At 33.8% G+C, this 22384-nt stretch carries 18 protein-coding genes; 10 read left to right on the forward strand and 8 right to left on the reverse strand.

The genetic code is table 11. The annotated features are described in order from the left end of the window. Positions 1–543: 543 nt before the first annotated feature. The 3 genes from A3EM_RS0105630 to A3EM_RS0105640 form a co-directional block, all read right to left on the reverse strand. Positions 544–1143 (reverse strand): hypothetical protein, encoded by a 600-nt coding sequence (locus A3EM_RS0105630; RefSeq protein ID WP_020527198.1) that lies wholly within the window; start codon positions 1141–1143, stop codon positions 544–546. A gap of 46 nt (positions 1144–1189) precedes the next feature. After that, positions 1190–3502 (reverse strand): TonB-dependent receptor, encoded by a 2313-nt coding sequence (locus tag A3EM_RS0105635; protein ID WP_020527199.1) that lies wholly within the window; start codon positions 3500–3502, stop codon positions 1190–1192. Positions 3503–3593: 91 nt separating this feature from the next. After that, positions 3594–3968: a hypothetical protein gene (locus A3EM_RS0105640; protein ID WP_020527200.1), complete on the reverse strand. Its 375-nt coding sequence runs from the start codon at positions 3966–3968 to the stop codon at positions 3594–3596. Positions 3969–4241: 273 nt separating this feature from the next. Here A3EM_RS0105640 and A3EM_RS0105645 point away from each other — a divergent pair, with 273 nt between their 5' ends. After that, complete coding sequence (locus A3EM_RS0105645) at positions 4242–6713, forward strand: ABC transporter permease (protein ID WP_020527201.1); 2472 nt, start codon at positions 4242–4244, stop codon at positions 6711–6713. Positions 6714–6744: 31 nt separating this feature from the next. On the opposite strand, the gene A3EM_RS41635 is transcribed toward A3EM_RS0105645, so the two are convergent. Next, positions 6745–8475 carry an FAD-dependent oxidoreductase gene (locus tag A3EM_RS41635; protein ID WP_020527202.1) on the reverse strand — a complete coding sequence of 577 codons (1731 nt, stop codon included), beginning with the start codon at positions 8473–8475 and terminating at the stop codon, positions 6745–6747. Positions 8476–9004: 529 nt separating this feature from the next. Here A3EM_RS41635 and A3EM_RS0105660 point away from each other — a divergent pair. Together A3EM_RS0105660 and A3EM_RS41640 are read left to right on the forward strand one after the other, a co-directional pair. After that, a complete protein-coding gene (locus A3EM_RS0105660; RefSeq protein WP_020527204.1) occupies positions 9005–10381 on the forward strand; it encodes a sugar transferase in 1377 nt (458 codons plus the stop codon). Positions 10382–10565: 184 nt separating this feature from the next. Next, on the forward strand, positions 10566–11672 hold the full coding sequence (locus A3EM_RS41640) for an MraY family glycosyltransferase (protein WP_020527205.1): 1107 nt from the start codon (positions 10566–10568) through the stop codon (positions 11670–11672). Positions 11673–11676: 4 nt separating this feature from the next. On the opposite strand, the gene A3EM_RS0105670 is transcribed toward A3EM_RS41640, so the two are convergent. Beyond that, a complete protein-coding gene (locus tag A3EM_RS0105670) occupies positions 11677–12513 on the reverse strand; it encodes an SDR family NAD(P)-dependent oxidoreductase (protein WP_020527206.1) in 837 nt (278 codons plus the stop codon). A 185-nt stretch (positions 12514–12698) separates the two neighbouring features. Beyond that, positions 12699–13352 carry an HAD family hydrolase gene (locus A3EM_RS0105675; RefSeq protein ID WP_020527207.1) on the reverse strand — a complete coding sequence of 218 codons (654 nt, stop codon included), beginning with the start codon at positions 13350–13352 and terminating at the stop codon, positions 12699–12701. A 157-nt stretch (positions 13353–13509) separates the two neighbouring features. Here A3EM_RS0105675 and gap point away from each other — a divergent pair, with 157 nt between their 5' ends. The 4 genes from gap (at position 13510) to A3EM_RS0105695 (ending at position 17268) form a co-directional block, all read left to right on the forward strand. After that, positions 13510–14502, forward strand: a complete 993-nt coding sequence (gap, locus tag A3EM_RS0105680) for a type I glyceraldehyde-3-phosphate dehydrogenase (RefSeq protein ID WP_020527208.1) — start codon at positions 13510–13512, stop codon at positions 14500–14502. Between the two features lie 131 nt (positions 14503–14633). After that, a complete protein-coding gene (locus A3EM_RS0105685) occupies positions 14634–15431 on the forward strand; it encodes a DUF6503 family protein (protein WP_020527209.1) in 798 nt (265 codons plus the stop codon). 80 nt (positions 15432–15511) lie between these two features. Continuing rightward, positions 15512–16594 (forward strand): class II fructose-bisphosphate aldolase, encoded by a 1083-nt coding sequence (fbaA, locus tag A3EM_RS0105690; protein WP_020527210.1) that lies wholly within the window; start codon positions 15512–15514, stop codon positions 16592–16594. A 62-nt stretch (positions 16595–16656) separates the two neighbouring features. Continuing rightward, entirely contained in the window at positions 16657–17268 is a 612-nt protein-coding gene (locus tag A3EM_RS0105695) for a toxin-antitoxin system YwqK family antitoxin (RefSeq protein ID WP_020527211.1), read from the forward strand. A gap of 47 nt (positions 17269–17315) precedes the next feature. Here A3EM_RS0105695 and A3EM_RS0105700 read toward each other — a convergent pair whose 3' ends face one another. Both A3EM_RS0105700 and A3EM_RS0105705 read right to left on the reverse strand, forming a co-directional pair. Then, the gene (locus A3EM_RS0105700; protein ID WP_020527212.1) at positions 17316–18140 is read right to left on the reverse strand and encodes a hypothetical protein; all 825 of its coding nucleotides are present in this window, start codon (positions 18138–18140) and stop codon (positions 17316–17318) included. 193 nt (positions 18141–18333) lie between these two features. Further along, positions 18334–18954, reverse strand: a complete 621-nt coding sequence (locus tag A3EM_RS0105705; protein ID WP_020527213.1) for a hypothetical protein — start codon at positions 18952–18954, stop codon at positions 18334–18336. Between the two features lie 592 nt (positions 18955–19546). On the opposite strand from A3EM_RS0105705, the gene A3EM_RS0105710 reads away from it, so the two are divergent. The 3 genes from A3EM_RS0105710 (at position 19547) to A3EM_RS48295 (ending at position 22381) form a co-directional block, all read left to right on the forward strand. Next, a complete protein-coding gene (locus A3EM_RS0105710) occupies positions 19547–19984 on the forward strand; it encodes a J domain-containing protein (protein WP_020527214.1) in 438 nt (145 codons plus the stop codon). A 66-nt stretch (positions 19985–20050) separates the two neighbouring features. Further along, the gene (locus tag A3EM_RS0105715) at positions 20051–20887 is read left to right on the forward strand and encodes a PspA/IM30 family protein (RefSeq protein WP_020527215.1); all 837 of its coding nucleotides are present in this window, start codon (positions 20051–20053) and stop codon (positions 20885–20887) included. Positions 20888–21301: 414 nt separating this feature from the next. Then, entirely contained in the window at positions 21302–22381 is a 1080-nt protein-coding gene (locus A3EM_RS48295) for a J domain-containing protein (protein WP_083925189.1), read from the forward strand. The last annotated feature ends 3 nt before the right edge of the window (positions 22382–22384 follow it).

Below are 22384 nucleotides of genomic sequence, written 5' to 3' on the forward strand. Positions count from 1 at the left end.
ATCTGATTTAATCCCGTTTCATTGCATTTTCAAAGATTCGAATAATTCCAGCGTCTCTCAAAAAAAATCCTTTATCAAACCTTTAAATATTGATTACATGGAAATGAAGTTGTTCAGGGTACATCCTTCATACGGCAAATACCCAGTTTATCTTTCAATTCCATTTCTCCTTGTTATTTAAAATCGACAACTTTAGTGAAATAAAAAACATCCTGTGCAGCACCCAGGATGTTTCGATTCACATTATTCCTACTAATAGGAATTATTTTGATTTTATTAGAGGGCTAATAAAACAATGTCTTTATAAAGAAATAACTAAATGGTTTATAATTTTTTATGAAGATCGGAGGAATTAAAACCCTCTTTTTTACTGTCAACTGAAATAATTCTTTAACATTATATTAAAATAATGTCCAAATATTTATACTAAACAGCTGGTATTCAAATCTTTTTGATTATGAATTAATGAATTTAAAAGCAGACTTGTGTGAATTAGATGTTACATTATTAACATTAATGTAAATAAAACCGGAAAGTTCAGAATTATTGAATTGTCATATTAAATGATACGTCAATATCAGTTTCCCCACCGGAAAGGGTAATATCCCCATCGGAAACTCCAGTAGCATCTTTGTCTGGCTCATGTTTCAAAACAATTTGAAAAGTACCATTTCCAGCCTTAATGCTACTAATAGTTCCTTTCAGACCAACGGGGTTGTCTCCTGTGTTTGGAGGATAATCAGATTCTTTATCTGCATAAGCTACATTGATATAATTGGTGAAAACAGCGGTCCCTCCATAAAAGAACTGGTGTTCGGCAGCTTCTTCTTTCACCTCTTCGGTAATGTCTTCGGTTGGTGTTTCATTTTCGTTTAATAGCTCAATTTCCAATAAATAGGTTTTGTTATTTTCCAGCGTAATATCTGAGATTTCCGGAGCATTACCTCCATCACCGTCTAAATCTTTCCAGCTTGCATTTACAACCGTTCCGCCACCTTGTGGGGTAAAAGTAAGATTTAGAGTAGTGATTTCTTCTTCTTCATTCTCGGGTTCAGGCTCTTCGTTGTCATCACATGCGCCAAGAATCCCTAAAGAAAAAACAAGTAAAAAATAAATGTGTTTCAGTTTAAAAATGTTCATCATGATATAGAAATTAGAAATTAGAAATTAGAAATTAGAAAAGGGTATCCTAGTTGAATTTGAATTTGGCTCGCAGGGTAATATTTCGACCTAGGTCATCTGCGAAATACCTCATTCTGTTAAGATAATCCCGGTATCTTGTATTCAGTAAGTTTTCAATACTGATTCCAAAAGTGGTATTTAGTTTTGAATCGGGTAGGGCAATATCCAGGTTTAAGTTTAAAAGTGTATAACCCTTTGGAGGCGTAGTGAAATCGGTATCCGGAGCTCTGTATTGTGTTGCAACATAAGCCAACTCTGTGGATACGTGAAGCTCTTGAATGGTTTTTGAAAACTCTTTGTGGAAATGAATCCCATTGGTCCATCTGTCAGCAGGCATGTATATTAAATCTGTATTTTGTGTCAGATCTCTACCTCTCACCAAACTAAATTTTGATAAATAATGGAAATCCTCCAGAAATTCAAATTGAAAATCGAGGTCTGTACCCATTATCCTGGCATCCGTTTGTTGGTATTTAAAAACGGGGAAAGCTCCTCTAATGGTTAATCGAAATTCATCCTGTGGTTCCAGGAAAATGTAATTATTTACCAGATTATAATAGGCAGATGCTTCCAGTTTAATTTTTCCCTTACTGAAACTTAAGTTATTAACCCATTTAAAGGCTTTTTCAGTAATTAGATCAGGATTACCTTCCTCAATGGACGCTGCACCGTGGTGTAACCCTTCGCTAAATAATTCACTTACATGTGGAGGCCTGAAGGCGGTTCCCAAATTACTGGAGACGAAAAAATCATCTCGGAAAAAGTAGGTTGCTCCAATATTACCGGATAAATTGTGAAAATTGTAAACCGGAGTTTCGAGTTCATTTTCCTGATTTATTCTAAAAACCTCCAGGTTTCTAAAATCATACCTGCCGCCTAATTCCAGTTCCCATTGGTTTCTGATATATTTTTCAATAATATAAACACCAAAATTATTGCTATTGAAATTAGGAATAAGCGGACGGACTCCTGTTCCCGGGATATTACTATTCTGTTGAATTAATCCATTTATTCCCAGAGAACCAATAAGAAATTTGCTTTGTGATTTTTTCAATTGAATATCCAGGCTGTGGGTATTAAGTTCCAAATCCAATGAAGGTTTATTATTTCTGTCCCCTCTTCTCACATCAAATTCTTGTCTGCCATTAGATTGGTATCCATATTGAAAACTTAATTCTGAAAGTGCTGAGAAATGGTAATATCCCTCAGCTTTATATAAAGTATGTTTTATTTTTTGTCTTGGGTTATTGATGTCATATGAAAAATTATCCTCGGTAAAGAAAGGAACTTCCCGGTCAATGGCTTCTTCCAAATCTGTGATATTCCCAATATGCGAACCTCTTAAAATTCCAATTTCATTGTTGTATTGGCTAAAGAATACATTTAAGCCAAATTTTTCCCTGTTGTATCCGGCTCCTCCTGAAAAATTTAATTCATTTAATCCTGTATTGGTGAGAAAATAATCTGGGGTATGGAAATCTCCAGCTTTTTTACCACTTCCCTGAATTCTCCAGCCAAAACCTTCCATATTTTTAATCCCCCCTTCAAGTTTACCAGCAACTACTCCCTGTCTGCCATTGGTAGAGCCAGACAGTTGAACTTCTCCCTGTAATCCCTTTTTTCTGGGAAGTTTAGGTGGATTTAAAATAATCACTCCTCCCATGGCATCAGCTCCATATTTAACAGATTCGGCACCTTTTATTACCTGAATATTTTCAGAAACAAAAGGATCAATTTCAGGAGCATGTTCTACTCCCCACTGCTGTCCTTCCTGCCGGATACCATTATTTAAAATTAGAATTCTGTTGGAATGCAGGCCATTAATAATTGGTTTGGATATTCCCGGACCTGATTTTAAGGTATTTACACCCGATATACTTTCAAGTGTTTCACCAAGTGATTTTCCACTTTTTTGGTCAAGTTCGAACCCTGAAAGAGTAGAGTAAGAGTTCATAGTCTCTGCCTGCCTGACTCCTTCCACAGTTATATCATCAAGTAATTGTGCTGCCTTTTCCAAATGAAATGTTAGTATTTCATTGGAAGGAACTGCTATTGTCGTTTCAAAAGATTCAAATCCGAGGTTGTTGATTTGAATGGGGTAGTTACCTTTAGGCAGGTTTTTTAAATAAAAATTACCATTCGTATCACTAATAGCCCCTTCATTTATGGCAGGAAGCCATATCGTGGCTCCAATGATAGGGTTTTCTTCACTATCCGAAAGTCTTCCCTGCAAGGAGTATGTGTTTTGTGCTGTTGTTTTTAAGGGCAGCAAACCTAAAATTAAGCAAATTAAAATCAGGCCTGTTTTCAATGATTCCATTGACCAAAAATTTGGGGGTGGAAAATATTTTTTACCAGCTTATTTCCATACTAATTTTTAGGAAAATCAAGTATTAAGGCTGGGTTTTAGGTCAGGAAATTAAGGCGAAGGGTGGGGCGCGACTGCCGGCTTTAATTAAATTACAGGAAGAAATAAATTGGATACAAAAGGGCTTTGCTTGAATGAGATCCTTCTTTACCCCATTTAATTGAACATTATTTACAATACTTACCTGAGAAAAAAAGTAGTCACAAAGATTACAATGATCATTCTCAAAACTTGCAGGTGTAACCAAGGTATTCAAAGAGCTACCCTTTTCCAGGTGATTGGAAATATAGGTGATTACCTGATGATCATTATGAATATCCTCTAAAATCTGGTGAATTGGCAAAAAGGCACACTGCTGGAAGATAATCAACAATGTGACTATCCAGGAAATAAAGATATGTTGTTTTTGCTTTTTCATCCAGATGCAAAAGTATTGCAAAAAGCATCTTAAATCAAATGACTTCTGAAAAAACAATTTTTTTTAGGCGTGCGCTAAATTTTCCAGTATCCAAAATCGCTATGGTTTGTGTATCGGAAGTGAAACAGGACCTGTAACAATATTGATACACTAAAATATTCAACTAATGTAAAGATATATGGGTAAATTATTGATTTGTAATTAGTTATGAATGGTGGATTTAGGATTGTACCTTTAGAGAAGAATTAAGAGACAAGTAAATAAGGGAATCAAATGATTTGGCATACCATCCGATTTGTAATAAGAATACTATTAAGGCAAAAGTTCTATACCATTCTCAATATTCTGGGTTTGTCTGTAGGGATTGTAAGTTGTATTCTTATTTTATCTTATGTAAATGATGAGCTGACATTTGATCAGTTCCACCAGAATTATGAAAAAGCATTTCGGGTAAATACCTTTTGGGGAAATGATCCTTCCACGGATATTTTTGCTACTACTCCGCCACCCTTAAAAGAAGTTATTCAAACACAAATTCCAGAAATTGAGTATGTAGCCAGGGTAGCAAAATCTGGAGATATTACCATGCGGTTTCCTGAAATAGATGGAAATAAGTTCTCAAATCAGGTTTTTAGAGAAACTAATGTTTTTAATGTAGAAAAGGATTTTTTAAGAATTTTAGATTTCAATTTTATTCGTGGGGATATTCGCACTGCTTTGTCTCAACCAGAATCCATGGTAATTAGTAAAGCTACCGCCTTAAGATATTTTGGGCAAGAAAAATTTGACAATCATGAGATTGTGGGTAACAAGATAGAAACAGGTGGGGATGGTAATTTAAAAGTTATAACAGGGATAGTTGATCCACCGGAAAACACTCATTTTTCTTTTGATTTTTTGTGTAGTGTAGATGGGAATAATGCAATTATGAATAATGACTTGTGGGTTTGGAATATCGTTTATACCTATTTTAAATTGAAGCCTGAAATTGAAACAGCAGCTTTAGGAAAGATACAAAATAAACTGGATCAAATTGCAATGGAATATTGCCGCCCTGCGTTTTCCAAAAATTCTTCTGGTAAAGATCCTCTCCATGCGGAAATCTCTGGTATCACTTACCAGCTGCAGCCGGTAGCAGATATTCATCTTCATTCCCATTACCTTAGGGAATTAAAAGCCAATGGAAATCTACTGATGGTAAATGCCTTAATTTTAATTGCATCTATCATTTTAATTTTAGCCGTAATCAATTTCATTAATTTATCAATTGCGCAATCTTTGAAAAGATTAAAAGAAGTTGGAGTAAAAAAAGTTTTAGGTTCCGGGAAACCAGCTTTGGTCTTACAGTTTTTGGTTGAATCAGTTTTACTAACTCTTTTAGCCACTGTTCTGGCTTTTGGAATGGCAGAGTTGTTAAGAGTGCCATTTAATGGTTTAACAGGAAAAAATCTCTCTTTTAATTGGATATCAATTCCTTTATTTTTTCCCGTGATGATTGCTGTTTCTGTGATAATCGGACTGCTCGCAGGAGCGTATCCGGCAGTTTTATTTTCAGGTTATTCACCGACAAAGATCCTAAAAGGAGTGTTTAAAAAGCATAAAAGTGAAAGCCATTTTTTGAAAAGTGGATTGGTGGTCTTTCAATTTGTAATCTCCATTGGTCTTATAATCTGTACTATGGTAGTTCAGGATCAGGTAAAATTTATGTCTCAAAAAGACCTGGGCTTTGATAAGGAAAATGTAATTATTATTAAAAATGATATGGAAATTGACGATGGGTGGGAGGAATTTAAAGATTACCTCAAACAAAACCCAGCAATTAAGGAGGTAAGTTTTGCCACAAATTTTCCTACAAAGTCAAATTTACCCATACGTGATTTTTTAGTTGAAGAAACAGGGACAAGAACCGGAATAAACTGGACTTTGATTGATGAAGATTATCAGAAAGTACTAAAAATGGAAATGATTTCCGGAATGAGTTTTTCTAAAAGTGAGGCTTTAGCAAAAAATGGGTTGATATTAAATGAAAAAGCTGTAAGCCTTTTAGGTTTAAAAAATCCCATTGGAAAAGTGGTGATAAAAAATCCAGGGGAAAATGATGAGGAAAGGCTTGAAGTAATTGGTGTAGTAAAAGATTTTAATTTTGAATCATTTCGTGAGGAAATTAAACCGCTGGCATTCCAGTATTATCGTCCTCATTTCCTGAGTGATTTTATTGCAGTAAGGACAGCTCCCAAATCCCCATTAAAGCAGTCTTTAAATTGGATAGAAGAAGGTTGGAAGGAATTCCAGGAAGAAGATCCTTTTGTGTATTCCTTTTTAGATCAGGATTTTGATTATCAATTTAAGTCTGAGAAACGGTTTGAAAGTATATTAGAATTTTTTGCAATTTTGGCAATTTTCATAGCTTGTCTTGGGTTATTGGGGTTATCCTCATTTACAATTAAGCAAAAACAAAAGGAAATAGGGATTCGAAAAGTTTTAGGGGCTTCTCCCTGGCAGCTTATTTTTTTACTATCGGGGAATTATATTAAGTTGGTCCTTTTGGCATTTTGTATAACCATTCCTATGAGTTATTATCTAGTCACATTATGGCTTGAAGGTTTTGCTTATAAAGTTCCAATAGATTTTTCATTATTTATGCAGGGAGGCATTTTTACCATGATTTTGGCATGGCTTACGATTGCTTTTCACTGTGTAAAAACAAGTCAAATGAATCCTGTAAATGCCATCAAAGCAGAATAAACAAGTGATATTTTGAGATAAATAAACGTGGTTATACTTCGCTTGATTCCAGTTTTCCGTTCAACCTGACCGTTAGGTTATTGTTAAGTTTTTTTTCCAGTGAATTTTCTGATTTCCTAATAATTTTTTTCCAGGCTAAATATCCACCTCCTAGATTTTTGATAGAAGAAAAATGATTGCTTGCTAAAATTAAGGCTGCCAGATATCCTCTTAATCCCCTTTGGCAATAAACTATTGTGGTTTTATCGACATCCAGAAGTTCAATATTTTCCCTAAGTTGGTCCAGTGGAATGTTTTTAGCCTGGGGAATTTGACCAAATTTCTGCAACTCAGAGGGTTCACGTACATCTACCAGTTGATAATCTTCCTTTGTGGCCTTGAGAAAAGAATCAAGTTCACAAGCATTCCATTCCTCAAAGTGAGTAGAGTTGGCATTATCTGCAATATATCCTGCTACAATAACAGGGTCCTTTGCTGGGGAATAAGGAGGAGCATAGGCTAAATCCAGGTTTGGTAAATCATCAATTTTCAGTTTTGCATAGATACAAGTGCTCAGTACATCAATCCTTTTATCCACCCCGGATTCTCCAAAAATTTCTGCTCCAATTATTTCTTTCGAGTCCGGATCGTGATAAATTTCAATGAATATGTCTTTGGCATTTGGATAAAACCCAGGAGTAGATTTGGCGATAAAAAAATTGGATTTGAAAGGGATTCCATTTTCTTTAAGTGATTTGGCATTTAATCCGGTTCGGCCAAGCGTATAGTCAAACACCTTTACAATACCGGTGGCGTATCCTCCTTTGTAAGAATTATTCCCTCCAGCTGCGTTGGTCCCTGCCGTTCTCCCCCCTTTATTTGAGTGAGTACCCATGGGAAAATAATCTTGTTTTCCGGTTATTTGGTTTTTTATACTAGCACAATCTCCGGCCGCATAAATATTTGGAATACTGGTTTCCATTTTTTCATTTACAACCAATGCCCCATTTTTCAGGTGCTCAGCACCTTCTGCTAACAACAAGTCGGTATTTGGTTTTACCCCTACACTTACAATAAGGTAATCACAATTAATTTTTTCGCCATTATTTAATAATATTTCTCTGGTGTTTTTTAAGAATTCAACAACAAACACATTGGTTTTTACAATTACGCCATGCTCTTCTAAAACTGATTTAGCCATTCGTCCAAACTTGCTTTCCCAAATTGGCAAAACCTGCCCGGAGAGCTCAATTACAGTCACATTTTTCCCTGCTTTTACCAGGTTTTCGGTAACTTCAATGCCAATTAACCCGGCCCCAATGACTACAACATTTTGTGAGTTTTCTAAAACTTTATCTGCAATTATTTTATCAAAATTTTCTATGGTTTTGCAATGAGACCAGTTTTGAGAAGTTTCTATACCTTTGATAGGGGGAGTGTTGGCGTTGGTTCCAGTGGCAAAAATTAGTTTATCATAAGGGAATTTATCTCCTTTTTGGGTTATTATCTCCTGAGCTTTGGAATCAATGTCTATTATTTCTTCATTTAAATGTACTTCTATTTTGAACCTGTCCCTCAGTAATTTGGCACTAACCACCATCAACTCTTCTCTTGATTTAACCTTACCTGAAAGGGCATAGGGAATTCCGCAGGTAGCATAGCTTAAAAAATTTGACCTTTCAAACAAAATAATCCTGCTGTGTTCATTAGTACGTCTGGCCTTGGCAGCAGCAGAAGGACCAGCTGAAAGCCCTCCTATAATAATGATCGTTTCCCTTTTCATGGTTCAGAAAAATTGATTATAGATTCTGGTAAAGGAAAAAATATTTTAGCCGGATTTAAATGATAATTGTCATACTAGCAGATGATTTTTAAGAAAGATCAATTATTGTTTTTACACTGAATAACAACATGTGAGGGAGATAATAATGAATGGTAATAATTTTTTTAATTTTTTTTAACAATTTTGCAGCGTTTCAAAAAAAACCACCGTAGAGATTGAAAATTTGGCTTATTATAATTTCAACCTGCTATTTAGAAAATAATTTTTTAGATGTGTAAAATTAATTTTTGTACCATAAATTACATGAACGTAATGGACGTGCATATTTCAAAAACTCTCCATTTGCTATTTTACAGGCTATTTCAATTTTTTTTTATGCTAAAAAGAGGAATTACCTACATGCATGCTGAATTTTTAAAATTGAAATTAAATCAAAACTATTTAGTTAATAGTTTTGAATCGATTTAGGAGAAGAGGAGCAACTTCAAATTTTTTAAACAAAGAAATCTCATAAAATTAACCTAACGCTGTGCCACAAAAATTTACAAGATACTCCAAGTACATTAGGTATATCCAAACCATTGTTGATGCTTTTTTATTAAACTTGTCTTTTTTTATTGCTTACCACTACAAATTTGATGAGAGTTTTAATTGGACAATTAGCAATGAATACTTTAGGCTGTTAGTATTTTTTAATATTGTTTGGGTGTTGCTTCTTATAATTTGCAAGCCTTATAACATTTCACGTATTGCAGCCAGCATTGTTTCAGGTGTCTATGGATCATCTATTACCTTGGTAGTGCTACATGCTCTGGTGGTGGTTTCCTCGTGGGTTGTCTTTAAAACCTATTATTTTTCAAGAGAACATTTATTTCTTTCATATTTTGTTTTTCTATGTTTTCTTTTAGTATGGAAATTTTTGTTTGTTTATAGTCTTAAATATTATCGCCTTAAAGGGTATAATAATCGGAATATCTTAATATTAGGAGGTGGTCAACTGGCGGATGAACTTAACATGTTTTTCAGGAGGCATCCAGAATTAGGATATAAAGTGAATAAACTGGGTATTGGAGGAAGTGAAAAAGATTTTAATCTTGAGATGATTAAAGATTTTGCTGAAAAAAATGAAATTCATGAAGTTTATTGCTGTTTGCCTCAGCTAGAACATTCTTTAGTTCAGCAGGTGATAGATTACGGAGAATCGAACTTCCTTAAAATTAAATTGATCTCAGATTTTAGAGGGTTTATGGCTAAAGGAATTGATCTTGAATATTTAGATTACATTCCTGTATTAAATATTAGTAAATCCCCACTTGAGGATTACAAAATCCGATTCGTAAAAAGGTCTTTTGATATTATTTTTTCCTTAATGGTTTTAATCGTTGGTTTTCCTATTTATTTGTTGGTCGGTATTATTACTGTTCTAACTTCGGATGGACCAATGTTTTATAAACAAGAAAGAATAGGGCGATGGGGCCAACCTTTTATGATATTTAAGTACAGGAGCATGTACGTGGATTCTGAAATTCAGGGTCCTAAACTTTCTTCTGATTTTGATCCAAGGATTACACCTTGGGGAAGGTTTTTAAGAAAAACAAGATTAGATGAAATACCTCAATTTTATAATGTGCTTATTGGCGATATGTCCATTGTTGGTCCCAGACCAGAAAGACAACATTTTATCGATCAGATAATCAGAATTGCCCCACATTATAAAAAACTACATGCCGTGAAACCAGGGATTACTTCAATTGGTCAGATCATGTTTGGCTATGCCGAAAACGTAGAGGAAATGGTGAAAAGGTTACGGTATGATATTCTGTACTTAAATAATATTTCTATTGGTTTCGATATGAAACTTGTTTTGCTTACTGTGAAGGTAATGTTTCAGGCCAAAGGAAAGTAAAATACATTTTTGATTTTGGGATTTAATGCAACTCACTTTTGGGTTGCTTTTTTTGTTTCAAAGAATTTGGGAATTATTTCTTGCTTTAAAAAATAGATAAATATTAAACTCGTTTATCATAAAACTTTTTAATATTCTAACTAATATTTTTTTTGTCTAGGAAACTCAAACCCATCTGGATTTCATGCTATTCTCAGTTCTTCAATCATTAATTGCACTGGTTTTAAGTTTAGTGCTTTTCCCTTTTGCGATAAAATTTTTCAAAAATTCATTAATTCTCGATAAACCCAATGAAAGAAAAATTCATACTGTTCAGAAACCTTCTATGGGTGGAGTGGTCATTTTCTTTACTGCAATTATTACAATTCTAATATGTAATGATTTAAATACAATCTATGAATACAGGAATATATTGATTGCCTTATTTATCGTGAATCTTACCGGGATTTTTGACGATTTATATAATTTAACTGCTCGATACAAATTATTAGGCTTAGTCCCAGCAGTTATTCTTGTAGTGGTGGTTGAGGACATAAGAATTAGCTCATTCTATGGATTATTCTGGTTAAATGAAATTCCTTTATGGGCGAGTTATATGCTCACTATTTTTACGATTATTACCATTACAAACGCATTCAATTTAATTGACGGGCTTGATGGGCTTGCAGGAACTCTTGCAACTGTTGCTTTTATCACCCTGGGGATATGGTTATATTTTTCAGGGGAGACTTTTATGGCTACTATATTATTAGTTTTTGCAGGAGGAATAATTGGCTTTTTAAGGTATAATTGGGAACCTTCAAAAATTTTTATGGGGGATACCGGGGCATTGACACTTGGCTTTTTGCTTACAATATCCTTAATCTCCTTTATCGAGAAAAATCAATTACCAGGAGTAGAAAATACTTATTTATTTAATAATGTAGTTACTGCCGCAATTTGTGTGATCATAATTCCATTTTTTGATACACTCAGGGTTTTTAGTATCAGAATATTTAATGGCCGGTCGCCATTTTCTCCCGATACAAATCATTTGCATCACCTCACCATGAAATTAGGGTTGGGACATGCATACTCAACTTTAGTGCTGGCTTTTACGAATATTTGTTTTATCATTTTAGCCATTTACTTTAAGCATGTTGATGATAATTTTTTCTTTTATTTTATCTTTCTTTTGGGGCTTAGTGCGAGTTTATTACTCCATTTTTTGAGTCAAAATTCAAAAAGTGCTACCAGCCTGAAGAAAACAGAAAATACTGCTGTATTTGAACCTAAAAAGAAAGTAGCTTAAGAAATTAACCTATAAATTTATTTAATAGCCATTCATAAACCTTAAAGGGTAATAATGCTCTTATCCAAAATTGGGGACTGTACCTTGACCCCACTTTTGTTCTGAGTCTTTTAATTTTACCTTCAGTGATTTTGGTAATTATTCCGGTTACTTCACTGACTTTGCTTTTTAATCGCTGATTTCGCTTTTCCACAAGCTTAAACATTTTACTAGTATAAGTATAATTTGCTCTGGATTCATCCATGACATGTTTTCCTATAATCATGTTTTCCCCAATAGCTTTTGTTGGAAAAGGGCCTGGTTCTACCAAAAATACTTTTATGTTTTGGAAATTTAGTTCGTAGCGTAAACATTCTGAAAATCCTTCCAAAGCCCATTTACTGGAATTATAGGCAGAACCACCCGGAACAGCATTTAATCCGGCCAAACTGGAAATGTTTATTATTTTAGCCTGAAGTCCTTTTTGAAGAAGTGGAAGCATTAATTTAGTGACATTGATTACCCCAAAATAATTGGTTTCCATTTGCAATCTGTATTCCTCCAAAGTTAATTCTTCGAAGAAACCTGCTACCCCAAAACCGGCATTATTAATCAGCGTATCTAACCTTCCATATTTGGTTTGGATATAAGTAACAACTTTCTGTATACTATCAAGAGCTGTCACATCAAGTTGCATCACTTCAATATCCAGATCATTTTCTTTTATTTTTTCAACTAAAGCAGTTTTTTTCTCCAAATTACGCATGGTTGCAATGACCTGATGCCCTCTTTTGGCTAGGGTAATTGCAGCATCTAAACCAATTCCGCTTGAACAGCCTGTAATTAGAATTATATTTTTCATACTTTAAAAAGTAAATGATTGGTTGGTAATAACAAACTTACAATTTGTTACAACTGATTGATACGGAGATGTAATAACTCAATATTAAAAAAGTACTGGAACTTAAAAAAGGGAAATTAAAAGGAGAATTTTCTAATTCTTCCAATTAATTTCCCTTTTTAAATACTTGTGGGTCATTTATAATTCTAAAAAATTGAATACAATTTTTCCAGAGTAAGTTCTCTAAAATCATCAATTACCAAATCTGTATCAGCAAGTTCCTTGGCACTATGTGTAGTGGCTAATCCAACTACCTTTGCCCCAGCTCTTTTTGCAGATTCAACTCCTGGCAAGGAATCTTCAAATACAATACAATGTTCTGGAAGGTATCTTAGTGCTTCTGCTGTTTTAAGATAAACCTCAGGATCTGGTTTTCCTTTGGAAACATGAGAAGAATCTAAAATAATTGGATAGTATTTTTCAAGATTAGTCATTTTTAATGTGAAATCAACATTTTCTCTTGGAGCAGAAGTGGCGACTGCCTTTGCAATACTATTCGATTCTAAAAGTTTTAAAAAATCTTCTAAACCGGGGAGTGCTACAATATCATCTTTATAGATTTCGCGAAAAAGTGCTTCTTTCTCTACACTGTATTTTTCGATATCTTCTGCAGAAAGATCTTCTCCAAACAGGTAGGGAATCCATTCGCTGTTCCTCCTTCCATATAAATTTTGTCTCAGCTCTTCCTCAGTAAAGGTTTTACCATATTTTTCCGAAAATTGATTAAGGGATATTTTATGAAAGGGATTGCTATCTACAATAACACCATCCATATCGAAAATTGCTGCGAAATCCTTCATTATTTTATTGTGAAATTTGATGAATTGGTTGCAAAAAACAAATTTTAACTTGAATTTTACAACTCGAAATTAAATTTAATTGTGGTTTTTTTAATTGGTTTTATTTGTACTTTTACGCAGGTATAATCAATAATTCTCATTTTAAAACTTGTATAAAATGTCTGAGATTAAGGTTGCTATTAACGGATTTGGTCGAATTGGAAGATTGACTTTTAGAGCACTTTTGCAAAAAGGTGGTGTGGATGTAGTTGCGATAAACGATTTAACTGACACAAAAACACTTGCACATTTACTTAAATATGACTCTGCTCATGGTTTATTTCCAGGAACAGTTGAACATACTGAAGATAGTATTGTTGTAAATGGCAAATCAATTAAGGTTTATGCAGAAAGAGATCCAGGTCAATTGCCTTGGGGATCATTAAATATAGAGGTTGTTTTAGAATCAACTGGAATTTTTACTAATCCAGAAGGTGCCGGAAAACATATTTCTGCCGGAGCTAAAAAAGTTGTTATTTCTGCTCCAGCAAAAGGTGACATCAAAACTGTAGTATTAGGTGTTAATGACGAAACATTAACTGATGATATCAATATCATGTCTAATGCTTCATGTACTACCAACTGTCTTGCTCCTATGGCAAAAGTGCTTGACGACACTTTTGGTATTGAGAAAGGATATATCACTACAACTCACGCATACACTGCTGATCAGAGAATTCAGGATGCTCCTCACAGAGATTTAAGAAGAGCAAGAGCTGCTGCTCAATCAATTATCCCTACTTCTACTGGTGCCGCAAAAGCTGTTGGTTTGGTATTACCTCATCTTCAAGGAAAATTGGATGGTATTGCCATGAGGGTGCCAACCATCACTGGTTCTGTAACAGATTTAGTGGCAATCGTAAAGAAAGAAGCTACTGCTGAGGCTATTAATGCTGCAATGAAAGCTGCTGCTGAGGGCCCATTAAAAGGAATATTACAGTATACTGAAGATCCTATAGTTTCTGTTGACATTATTGGAAATACTCACTCTTGTATTTTCGATTCTGGTTTAACTTCTGCTCAGGGAAATTTAGTAAAAGTTATTGGATGGTATGACAACGAGGCAGGTTATTCTAACAGAGCTGCAGACCTTATTTTAAAAATAGGTTAATTTTTGTCGACATACACTAGCAATATGGGAGGGAGACTTTTTGGTCTCCCTTTTTTTGTGGAATTTTTGAATAAATATTGAATCTATTTGGCCTCAAACCGGTTTAAGCCAAGAAAACATTAAATCACTTTATGAAGAATTTAATTTTATTACTGGTATCTGGAATATTTTTCATTTCCTGTTCGAATGAGCAAAAGGGACAAAATGGTAGTCAACAGGTGAAGGAGAATAATACAACTACAGATTCAAAGGCACAGGAAATAGTAGATAAAGCCATAAATACTCATGGTGGAACTAAAATTACAAACTCCATTATTTCATTTGATTTTAGAGATAAGCACTATGTGGCCACCAGAAATGGAGGGAGTTTTACGTACGAAAGAATATTTGAGGATTCTGTGGGAAATAAAATCCATGATGTTTTAACAAATGATGGATTCAACAGAAATATAAATGGCCAGTTAGCAAACATCACTGAGGAAAGAAAGTCTGCCTATTCCAACTCGGTAAATTCAGTGATTTATTTTGCACTGTTGCCTTATTTTTTGAATGATGGGGCCGTAAATAAGGCTTATTTAGGAGAAGGGGAAATTGCAGGTGAAACTTATCAAAAAATAAAAATTACCTTTGGAAAAAAAGGAGGGGGAAAGGATCATGAAGATGAATTTGTTTACTGGTTCCATAAAGAAAGCAATACCATGGATTTTCTGGCATATAATTATCAGACTGAAGGAGGTGGGGCCAGATTTAGAAAAGGGTATAATATGAGGACCATCGAGGGGATACGGTTTGCTGATTTCGTAAACTATGCTCCCAGGGAAAAAAGGATGGATGTTGAAAATTTTGATTCACTTTTTGTAGGAGAAAAATTAGATGAATTATCCCGAATTGAATTGAAATATATCAAGGTTTCTGAGATGCCACAATAAAAAATTGATATAAATTCTGATCTAATTTTTAGAGTTCTATATTTGCATAAAAGATTAATTTAAAAGGTAATTTATTTAACATGGCAACTGACTTAAAGTTTGATGAAAAACCAGGAGTAATTACTGGTGATGGCGTTCAGAAATTATTTGCATTTGCAAAAAGTAAAGAATTTGCACTTCCAGCTGTGAACGTAATCGGTACTAATACTGTAAATGCAGTAATAGAAACTGCCAGAGATTTAAACTCTCCGGTAATAGTTCAATTCTCAAATGGTGGAGCTCAATTTTTTGCCGGAAAAGGGCTTTCAAATGAGGGCCAAAGATCTGCAATTGCTGGTGGAGTTTCCGGTGCTCATCACGTACACGCAATGGCTGAAGCTTATGGGGCCACTGTAATTCTGCATACTGACCACTGTGCCAAAAAATTATTGCCATGGATTGACGGTTTGCTAGATGCTGGTGAAGATTTTTATAAGGTTCACGGCAAACCATTATATAGTTCTCATATGATTGATCTTTCTGAAGAATCACTTGAAGAAAATATTGAAACTTGCAAAAGGTATTTAGAAAGAATGAGCAAGTTGGATATGACTTTAGAAATAGAACTAGGGGTTACAGGTGGTGAAGAAGATGGAGTAGATAACACTGACGTAGACAGTTCAAAACTCTATACTCAACCTGAAGAAGTTGCCTATGCTTACGAGGAGTTGAAGAAAGTGAGCCCAAGATTCACTATTGCCGCTGCTTTTGGAAATGTACACGGGGTTTATAAGCCTGGTAATGTGAAACTTACACCAAAAATTCTTGATAATTCTCAAAAGTATATTCAGGAAAAATTTGGTACTAAAGAAAAGGAAATTGATTTTGTTTTCCATGGTGGTTCAGGATCAACTGTAGAGGAGATCAGAGAAGGGATTTCTTATGGGGTAATAAAAATGAATATTGATACCGACCAACAATGGGCTTTCTGGGACGGAGTGAAAAATTATTATAAAGATAAGGAAGGATACCTTCAAGCGCAGATTGGAAATCCTGAAGGAGATGATGTTCCCAACAAAAAATTCTATGATCCTAGAGTTTGGTTAAGAAAAGGAGAGGAAACTTTTATTGCCAGATTGAAAAAGGCATTTGAAGATTTGAATAATGTAGGGACTTTAGGATAATTTTTTAAACTATTATTTTTTTAAGCCGTGCATTATTTTGTACGGCTTTTTTATTTATCATTTTGAGGTATTTTTCAATTATATTTCTTTTTGTTATTAGCCTTTCTGGTTTTGCACAGGAAAAAAAAGAATTTTATGAAGATGGGTCTCTTAAAGCAGAAGGCTACCTGAAAGTTGGAAAAAAGGAGGGCAATTGGAAATTTTATTACCCTGATGGAACCCTAAGTGCTGTTCAACAATTTTCTCAAGGTAAATTAAATGGAGAATGTCAATTTTTTGACTTTGAAGGAAATTTACAAACCAGGGAATCGTGGGAAATGGATGTGCTGGAAGGAGTCTATACCGAATTTTATCCTAATGGGCAGGTGAAAAAAACAGGAGAGTTTGTGAATGGGGTATATGAAGGACTATGGCTATTCTACTTTCAAAATGGAAATAAACGGCAGGTTGCCCAATATAAAAATGGGCTTCCTCATGGAGAATGGGAAATTTTTAATGAAAAAAGGATATTAATTCAAAAAGGAAATTACACAGAAAATAAAGAAGATGGATTCTGGCAGTTTTTTAATGAAAAGGGATCACTGCAATTTGAAGGGAATTACGAAATGGGTGAAAGGGTAGGAGATTGGTATGAATATACCCGAAAAGGGAAAAAGAAACTAATGAAATTTTAAAAAGAGACTGAGTTAACTAATTTCAGCCTCTTTTTTTATTTAAAATTTTATAGTTTGGATAGATCTATAGGGTCAAATGAGGTAAAGTAACTTTCGGGAAGTGTTTCAAATACGTAAATCTCACTCAGTTGCCTGGGACCACGATCCCCTGAAAGTTTTATTTTTCCAAATTCCTTATAATTAGCCCAGGGTAGGGTAAAACCTGGTTTTTCGTCATCATAATTTTTATAAAAAGCCCATTGATTTACTAAGTTTGTTTGATTATCGACAAAAACGTGATATTTATTTTGAGGAGTTACCCCAACTTCTTTAAAAGTCAATTCTAAAACATCAGATGGATTATTCATTACCGTATCAATTCCAAGATATTTTAGAGTTACACCTGAATCTTTTAATTTAAAAGGCATTACTAACCAGTAAGAATCATTTATCCAGATTTCTTTTCCCCTTTTCAAATATTTTGATAAAGAATCAGGATGCGTTTGTTCCATTCCGTCTTTAAACACTTTACCCTCCATATTATGGATGTTTACCAGGATTTTGAGGTCATTATTTTGGTTTTCAACTCTTACATTTCCCGTAAATTTATCCCACAATAATTTTCTAAAACCTAAGAAGTTCCAGGCAATGTATCTGGTATTATCCCAGTTTTCTCTACCACCCATCGCTTTCATTACCTTATCGGCAATTTCTATGGCTTTTGGATCTGAATTTGTGGCATCGAAACCCTCCATAGGAGGATTCCCCTTTATTTTTCCTGTAGATTCCTGAATTTTCTGTGCATCTGAACTTTGCTTGGTTTTATTACAAGCGATAATACTAAACAGGAGGAGGGTGGCAATTAGCCATTTTTGAGGAGATAAATTGGTCATGTTAGTATTTTAAATCTTAGTTTAGAAAAAATATCGGAACTGTCAATCCCGTCTAAATGTAGTTTTGAAAAGTAAAATCAATAATTAAAACTAACCATCCAAAAGTTATTTCGGATATTCCTCAAATATAAAAAAAACCACAGTAAAAAGTTTCTACTGTGGTAATCTCATATCGTTCAATTGGAAAAAAAGATTAATCAATCGCGTAAAGTTTGGTTTTGATCAATTCCATGTTAAGAATCTTGAGTTCAGCCAATTCAAAATTCTTTTCTTCTATCCATTTTGTTTTTGGGTAATTGTCATTTGAATGTACCGAATTATAGCTAATATATTTGGTGCCAAGTTCCTCAAATTCCAACTTTAAAATATCCTCAATAATTACAAAATTCATTTCGACATTCGAATTTAACTCTTTTAAAACTTTTGAATCATCGAGTATGTGTCCTTCGAGGTTTTCATGAAATGCTTTGTATTCCATTTCAAGAATTACTTTTTGATTTTCATTATAATGGTGGTTTTCTGCTACTTCATTCCAAATTTCCTCAGAAAGTGGATTTTCGATTGAGGTTGTTCCTAAAGTACTTGCCCACTGAACAATTAATTTTTCGTCCGTTTCATCCAGAGAGTTGAGATCCTTGTTAAGATAAATAGCCCATAAACGCATATCTTTGGGGTTTTCTCTAATTTTTGCCCAAATTTCCGGGTTTTGAAGAGGATCGGAAACAAGGTTTGAACTTTCGGATTGAGCACTTGCTAAATTTAAGGAAATAATGGAGAGACAGATCAAAATGATCCAGGAAATTGTTGGTCGCATAATAGTAGGTTAATTGTTTAAGGATTATCAAAGTTCCTGAAAATATTATGCATAAATAATTAATACTACCTTCTAGTCAATGAATGGTGATTTTGTAATATGTAACAATAACCCTATTCTCATCAATAAAAGACTTTAAAAATTTATATTTTTTCTTTAATTAGTTATTGAACTGGGAAAATTTTTCGCCTCAAATTACCAATCATGTATTATTTGGGTAGTTTAAATATTTATTTCACCAATTATAGAATAAATGTAATATTATGCCCAATATCAAAGACTAATTCACCACTTTTGAATTCCAAAAACTAAAATTATTATCCATCAATTGAATCATTTCTATAAACCATATCCTTTTTTGGGAATTTTTATCCTGCCAATTAAATTACTATATCATCTTTTATAAGTGATTCCAATTTTTATTATTTTTATAAGTACAATTGAGTTTTAAGAAACTGAAATTTTCGTTTGTACATACGAAAGTGGATATTGTCAGAATAATTATTCGATTTCCTAAAAAAAACAATTGGATTTAATTGATATAATTGGCAGTTTGTTGTTTTTAGAGATATAGGATAGAAAGAAGAAAAAAATGTTAGACAGAATTAAAAACCTACTAAGGGCTGAATTAAACGATAAATTTGAAAACTTTTCAGGTTTTAAAGAAAAATTTGAAGACCTGGAAATTGATGAAATTTTAAAAAAATTCAGTAAGCAAGAGGCGAAGGAGCAAAAGCATGAATCTAAGCAGGAAGATTACTCGTACTCAAATACAGATGATTATCAATACCAGTCTTCTCAAAGTTATACAAACAACAGTCAAAATCAGCTCGAATTAGAATATTATAAACGGTTGGAAATTCCATATGGATCTCCTTTTGTGGAGATTAAAAAAGCCTACCGAAAGCTGATGAAAATTTACCATCCCGATCTTTATCACAATGATCAGGAAAAATTTAAAATGGCTAAAGAAGTGTCTCAAAAATTAAATGAGGCCTATGTTTATTTTGAAAAGAAGCACAAAAAATAGTATAGAATTTTAATTTAAGTAATTGTCGATTAAATTTAGGAAAACAAAGAAAATAAGTAAAACGATATGTTTGGTTGGTTAAAAAGGTTATTTGGAATTGCTCAGGCTGAAGCCCATTCTGCAATTAGTAAATTGGAAGATCCTGTTAAGATGACAGAGCAGGGTATCAGAGATCTAAAAAATGATTTAAATAAAAGTTTGCAAAGTCTGGCTGAGGTAAAAGCCATGCACATAAGAGGGAAAAAAGAACTGGAAGTTGCTATTCAGCGTGAACAGGATTATGAAAATAAGGCTATTTTATTACTTCAGAAAGCAGAATCTGGGGAGATTACTCCTGAAGAAGCCGACAGATTGGCCTCTCAGGCATTAGCTAAAAAAGAGCAAGTAGGAAAAACAGTAGCTGCTCACAAGAAAAACGTACAGCAATATGCTCCAATGGTGAAAAAAATGGAGACTAATGTGCAGCAACTTAAAGATCAGATTTTAAGTTGGGAAAACGAATTGAAAACCCTTAAAGCCAGGTCAAGAGTTAGTGAGGCCACTAGCAAATTGAATAAACAAATGGCCCAGATCGATTCTACTGATACTATTGCCAGGCTGGAAAGGATGAGAGAAAAAGTTTCGGAGCAGGAAGCATTGGCCGAATCATATGCAGATATTGCTGATGCAAATACCAGTATAGATGATGAAATTGACAAGGTTTTAGGTCCTGGAGCAGGAGAAAATTCTGATGCTTTGGCTAAATTAAAAGCTAAAATGGCTACGGAGAGTTTAAAAAGTGCGGGAAATAAATCAACTGAAAGTACCTCTGAGGGTGAAAGCGCCAATCAGGGAAGCCCTTCAGGTGAATTAAGTGATCTTGATAAACTGAAAGAGAAACTAAAAAATACCAAGGAAGGATAATTCTATTTGGTATCAGAAGAGTAAGTCATTTAGTTTTTCTGATTTTGGAGAATAAAAAAGGAACCATCTGATTTTCAGGTGGTTTTTTGTTTTTAGGATTGGATTTATAATTTCTTTCGTAACTTTTCCTTTAAGTTTTGATTCCCGGTAATTTGGCTAAAACAAAAAAGTCATCAAATATAAAAAATAACTCAGGTCAGTTTTATTTTGCTCAATGGATATAAAAATATTCTTCAGCAAACGCCATTTTATATAGTAGATGTTAGGATAATTTGAGGCTGATTTCAAATGGTTTTTTTAAGAAAAGATGAATAGATTATGATTGCTAAAAATATTCTTTAAATAGTCAGTTTGGATAATATCCTGTTGTTTGTTTATCAAGAAAAGAAATATATCGAATCCAATTACCAATTAATGATAGATTATTATAAAATTTTAGGAGTAGGAAGTGGTGCTTCTGGAGCTGAAATTAAGTCGGCTTATAAAAAATTAGCTATGGCTTTTCATCCGGACAAAAATCCGGGAAATTTGGAAGCTGAGGAAAAGTTTAAATTAATAAATGAAGCCTACCAGATTCTTTCAGACCCTGATAAAAAAGGACAGTATGATTTGAGCCTGGCGTTTGGGTTTGATGAAAATATCAATTATTACCCACCTAAGTATAAAAATTACACTCCTGCTCAAAAAGTAGCAAAAACACCCAGAAAACTTAACTACTTATATGTTTATATTTTTTTGGGGTTTGCAGTTTTTATTTTTGGAGGGTTTCAATTTTTTACCTTTATGGAAAAGAAAGCCGCTGAAAGTTTTTATAATGATGCTTTGGCTTTTTATGAGAAAAATAAATTTTTAGAGTCTTTAGAAAACCTCCAGTTTGCATTGGGTAAAAATGAGGAATTGGCTAAGGCTCAATTTTTATATGGAAAAATATTATCTGAGGAATTTAATAAGCAGCCTGAAGCGAATCTGTTTTTTGAAAATGCGGTAAATTACTCAGAAGAAGAAATTCCAGAATATTATTTGGAAAGAGGAAAGTCGAGGGATAATTTGGGGTGGTACCATCAAGCTGTTTCGGATTATAAAATGGTTATTTCTCTCAACCCTGAGATTAAGGAAACTTACCTGCTTTTGGGTAGGATTTATCTTTATAAATACCTGGATTTAAATAAGGCAGAAAAATTCCTGAGCAAGGCGCTTGAGTTTTACCCTAATTCATTATCTGCCAACCTGGAAAAGGCGATATTATTCCAAAGAATGAATGAATATGAAAAGGGGTATGATTTGCTTCAGAAGGCATTAGAAATAAATCCAAAGGAGAGCAGGGTATATTATTTTATGGCTCAGCATTACCTAGAGTTCGAAAAGGATACACTCTCTGCATGTAATTTTTGGGGAAAAGCCATTGAATATGGTTTAGGAGATGCCAGAAACCAGATTTCTAAATTTTGCGATCAAGAAAAAACAATACCTGAAGGTGTAGAGTGGAGTTTTTAATTC

The sequence above is a fragment of the Flexithrix dorotheae DSM 6795 genome, from assembly GCF_000379765.1.
Taxonomy (GTDB): Bacteria; Bacteroidota; Bacteroidia; order Cytophagales; family Flammeovirgaceae; genus Flexithrix; species Flexithrix dorotheae.

Bases quoted from the DNA above. Each gene is read 5' to 3' on its own strand.
- A3EM_RS0105630 (WP_020527198.1), bottom strand. From the start codon at position 1,143: ATGATGAACATTTTTAAACTGAAACACATTTATTTTTTACTTGTTTTT.
- A3EM_RS0105635 (WP_020527199.1), bottom strand. From the start codon at position 3,502: ATGGAATCATTGAAAACAGGCCTGATTTTAATTTGCTTAATTTTAGGT.
- A3EM_RS0105640 (WP_020527200.1), bottom strand. From the start codon at position 3,968: ATGAAAAAGCAAAAACAACATATCTTTATTTCCTGGATAGTCACATTG.
- A3EM_RS0105645 (WP_020527201.1), top strand. From the start codon at position 4,242: ATGATTTGGCATACCATCCGATTTGTAATAAGAATACTATTAAGGCAA.
- A3EM_RS41635 (WP_020527202.1), bottom strand. From the start codon at position 8,475: ATGAAAAGGGAAACGATCATTATTATAGGAGGGCTTTCAGCTGGTCCT.
- A3EM_RS41640 (WP_020527205.1), top strand. From the start codon at position 10,566: ATGCTATTCTCAGTTCTTCAATCATTAATTGCACTGGTTTTAAGTTTA.
- A3EM_RS0105670 (WP_020527206.1), bottom strand. From the start codon at position 12,513: ATGAAAAATATAATTCTAATTACAGGCTGTTCAAGCGGAATTGGTTTA.
- A3EM_RS0105675 (WP_020527207.1), bottom strand. From the start codon at position 13,352: ATGAAGGATTTCGCAGCAATTTTCGATATGGATGGTGTTATTGTAGAT.
- gap (WP_020527208.1), top strand. From the start codon at position 13,510: ATGTCTGAGATTAAGGTTGCTATTAACGGATTTGGTCGAATTGGAAGA.
- A3EM_RS0105685 (WP_020527209.1), top strand. From the start codon at position 14,634: ATGAAGAATTTAATTTTATTACTGGTATCTGGAATATTTTTCATTTCC.
- fbaA (WP_020527210.1), top strand. From the start codon at position 15,512: ATGGCAACTGACTTAAAGTTTGATGAAAAACCAGGAGTAATTACTGGT.
- A3EM_RS0105700 (WP_020527212.1), bottom strand. From the start codon at position 18,140: ATGACCAATTTATCTCCTCAAAAATGGCTAATTGCCACCCTCCTCCTG.
- A3EM_RS0105705 (WP_020527213.1), bottom strand. From the start codon at position 18,954: ATGCGACCAACAATTTCCTGGATCATTTTGATCTGTCTCTCCATTATT.
- A3EM_RS0105710 (WP_020527214.1), top strand. From the start codon at position 19,547: ATGTTAGACAGAATTAAAAACCTACTAAGGGCTGAATTAAACGATAAA.
- A3EM_RS0105715 (WP_020527215.1), top strand. From the start codon at position 20,051: ATGTTTGGTTGGTTAAAAAGGTTATTTGGAATTGCTCAGGCTGAAGCC.
- A3EM_RS48295 (WP_083925189.1), top strand. From the start codon at position 21,302: ATGATAGATTATTATAAAATTTTAGGAGTAGGAAGTGGTGCTTCTGGA.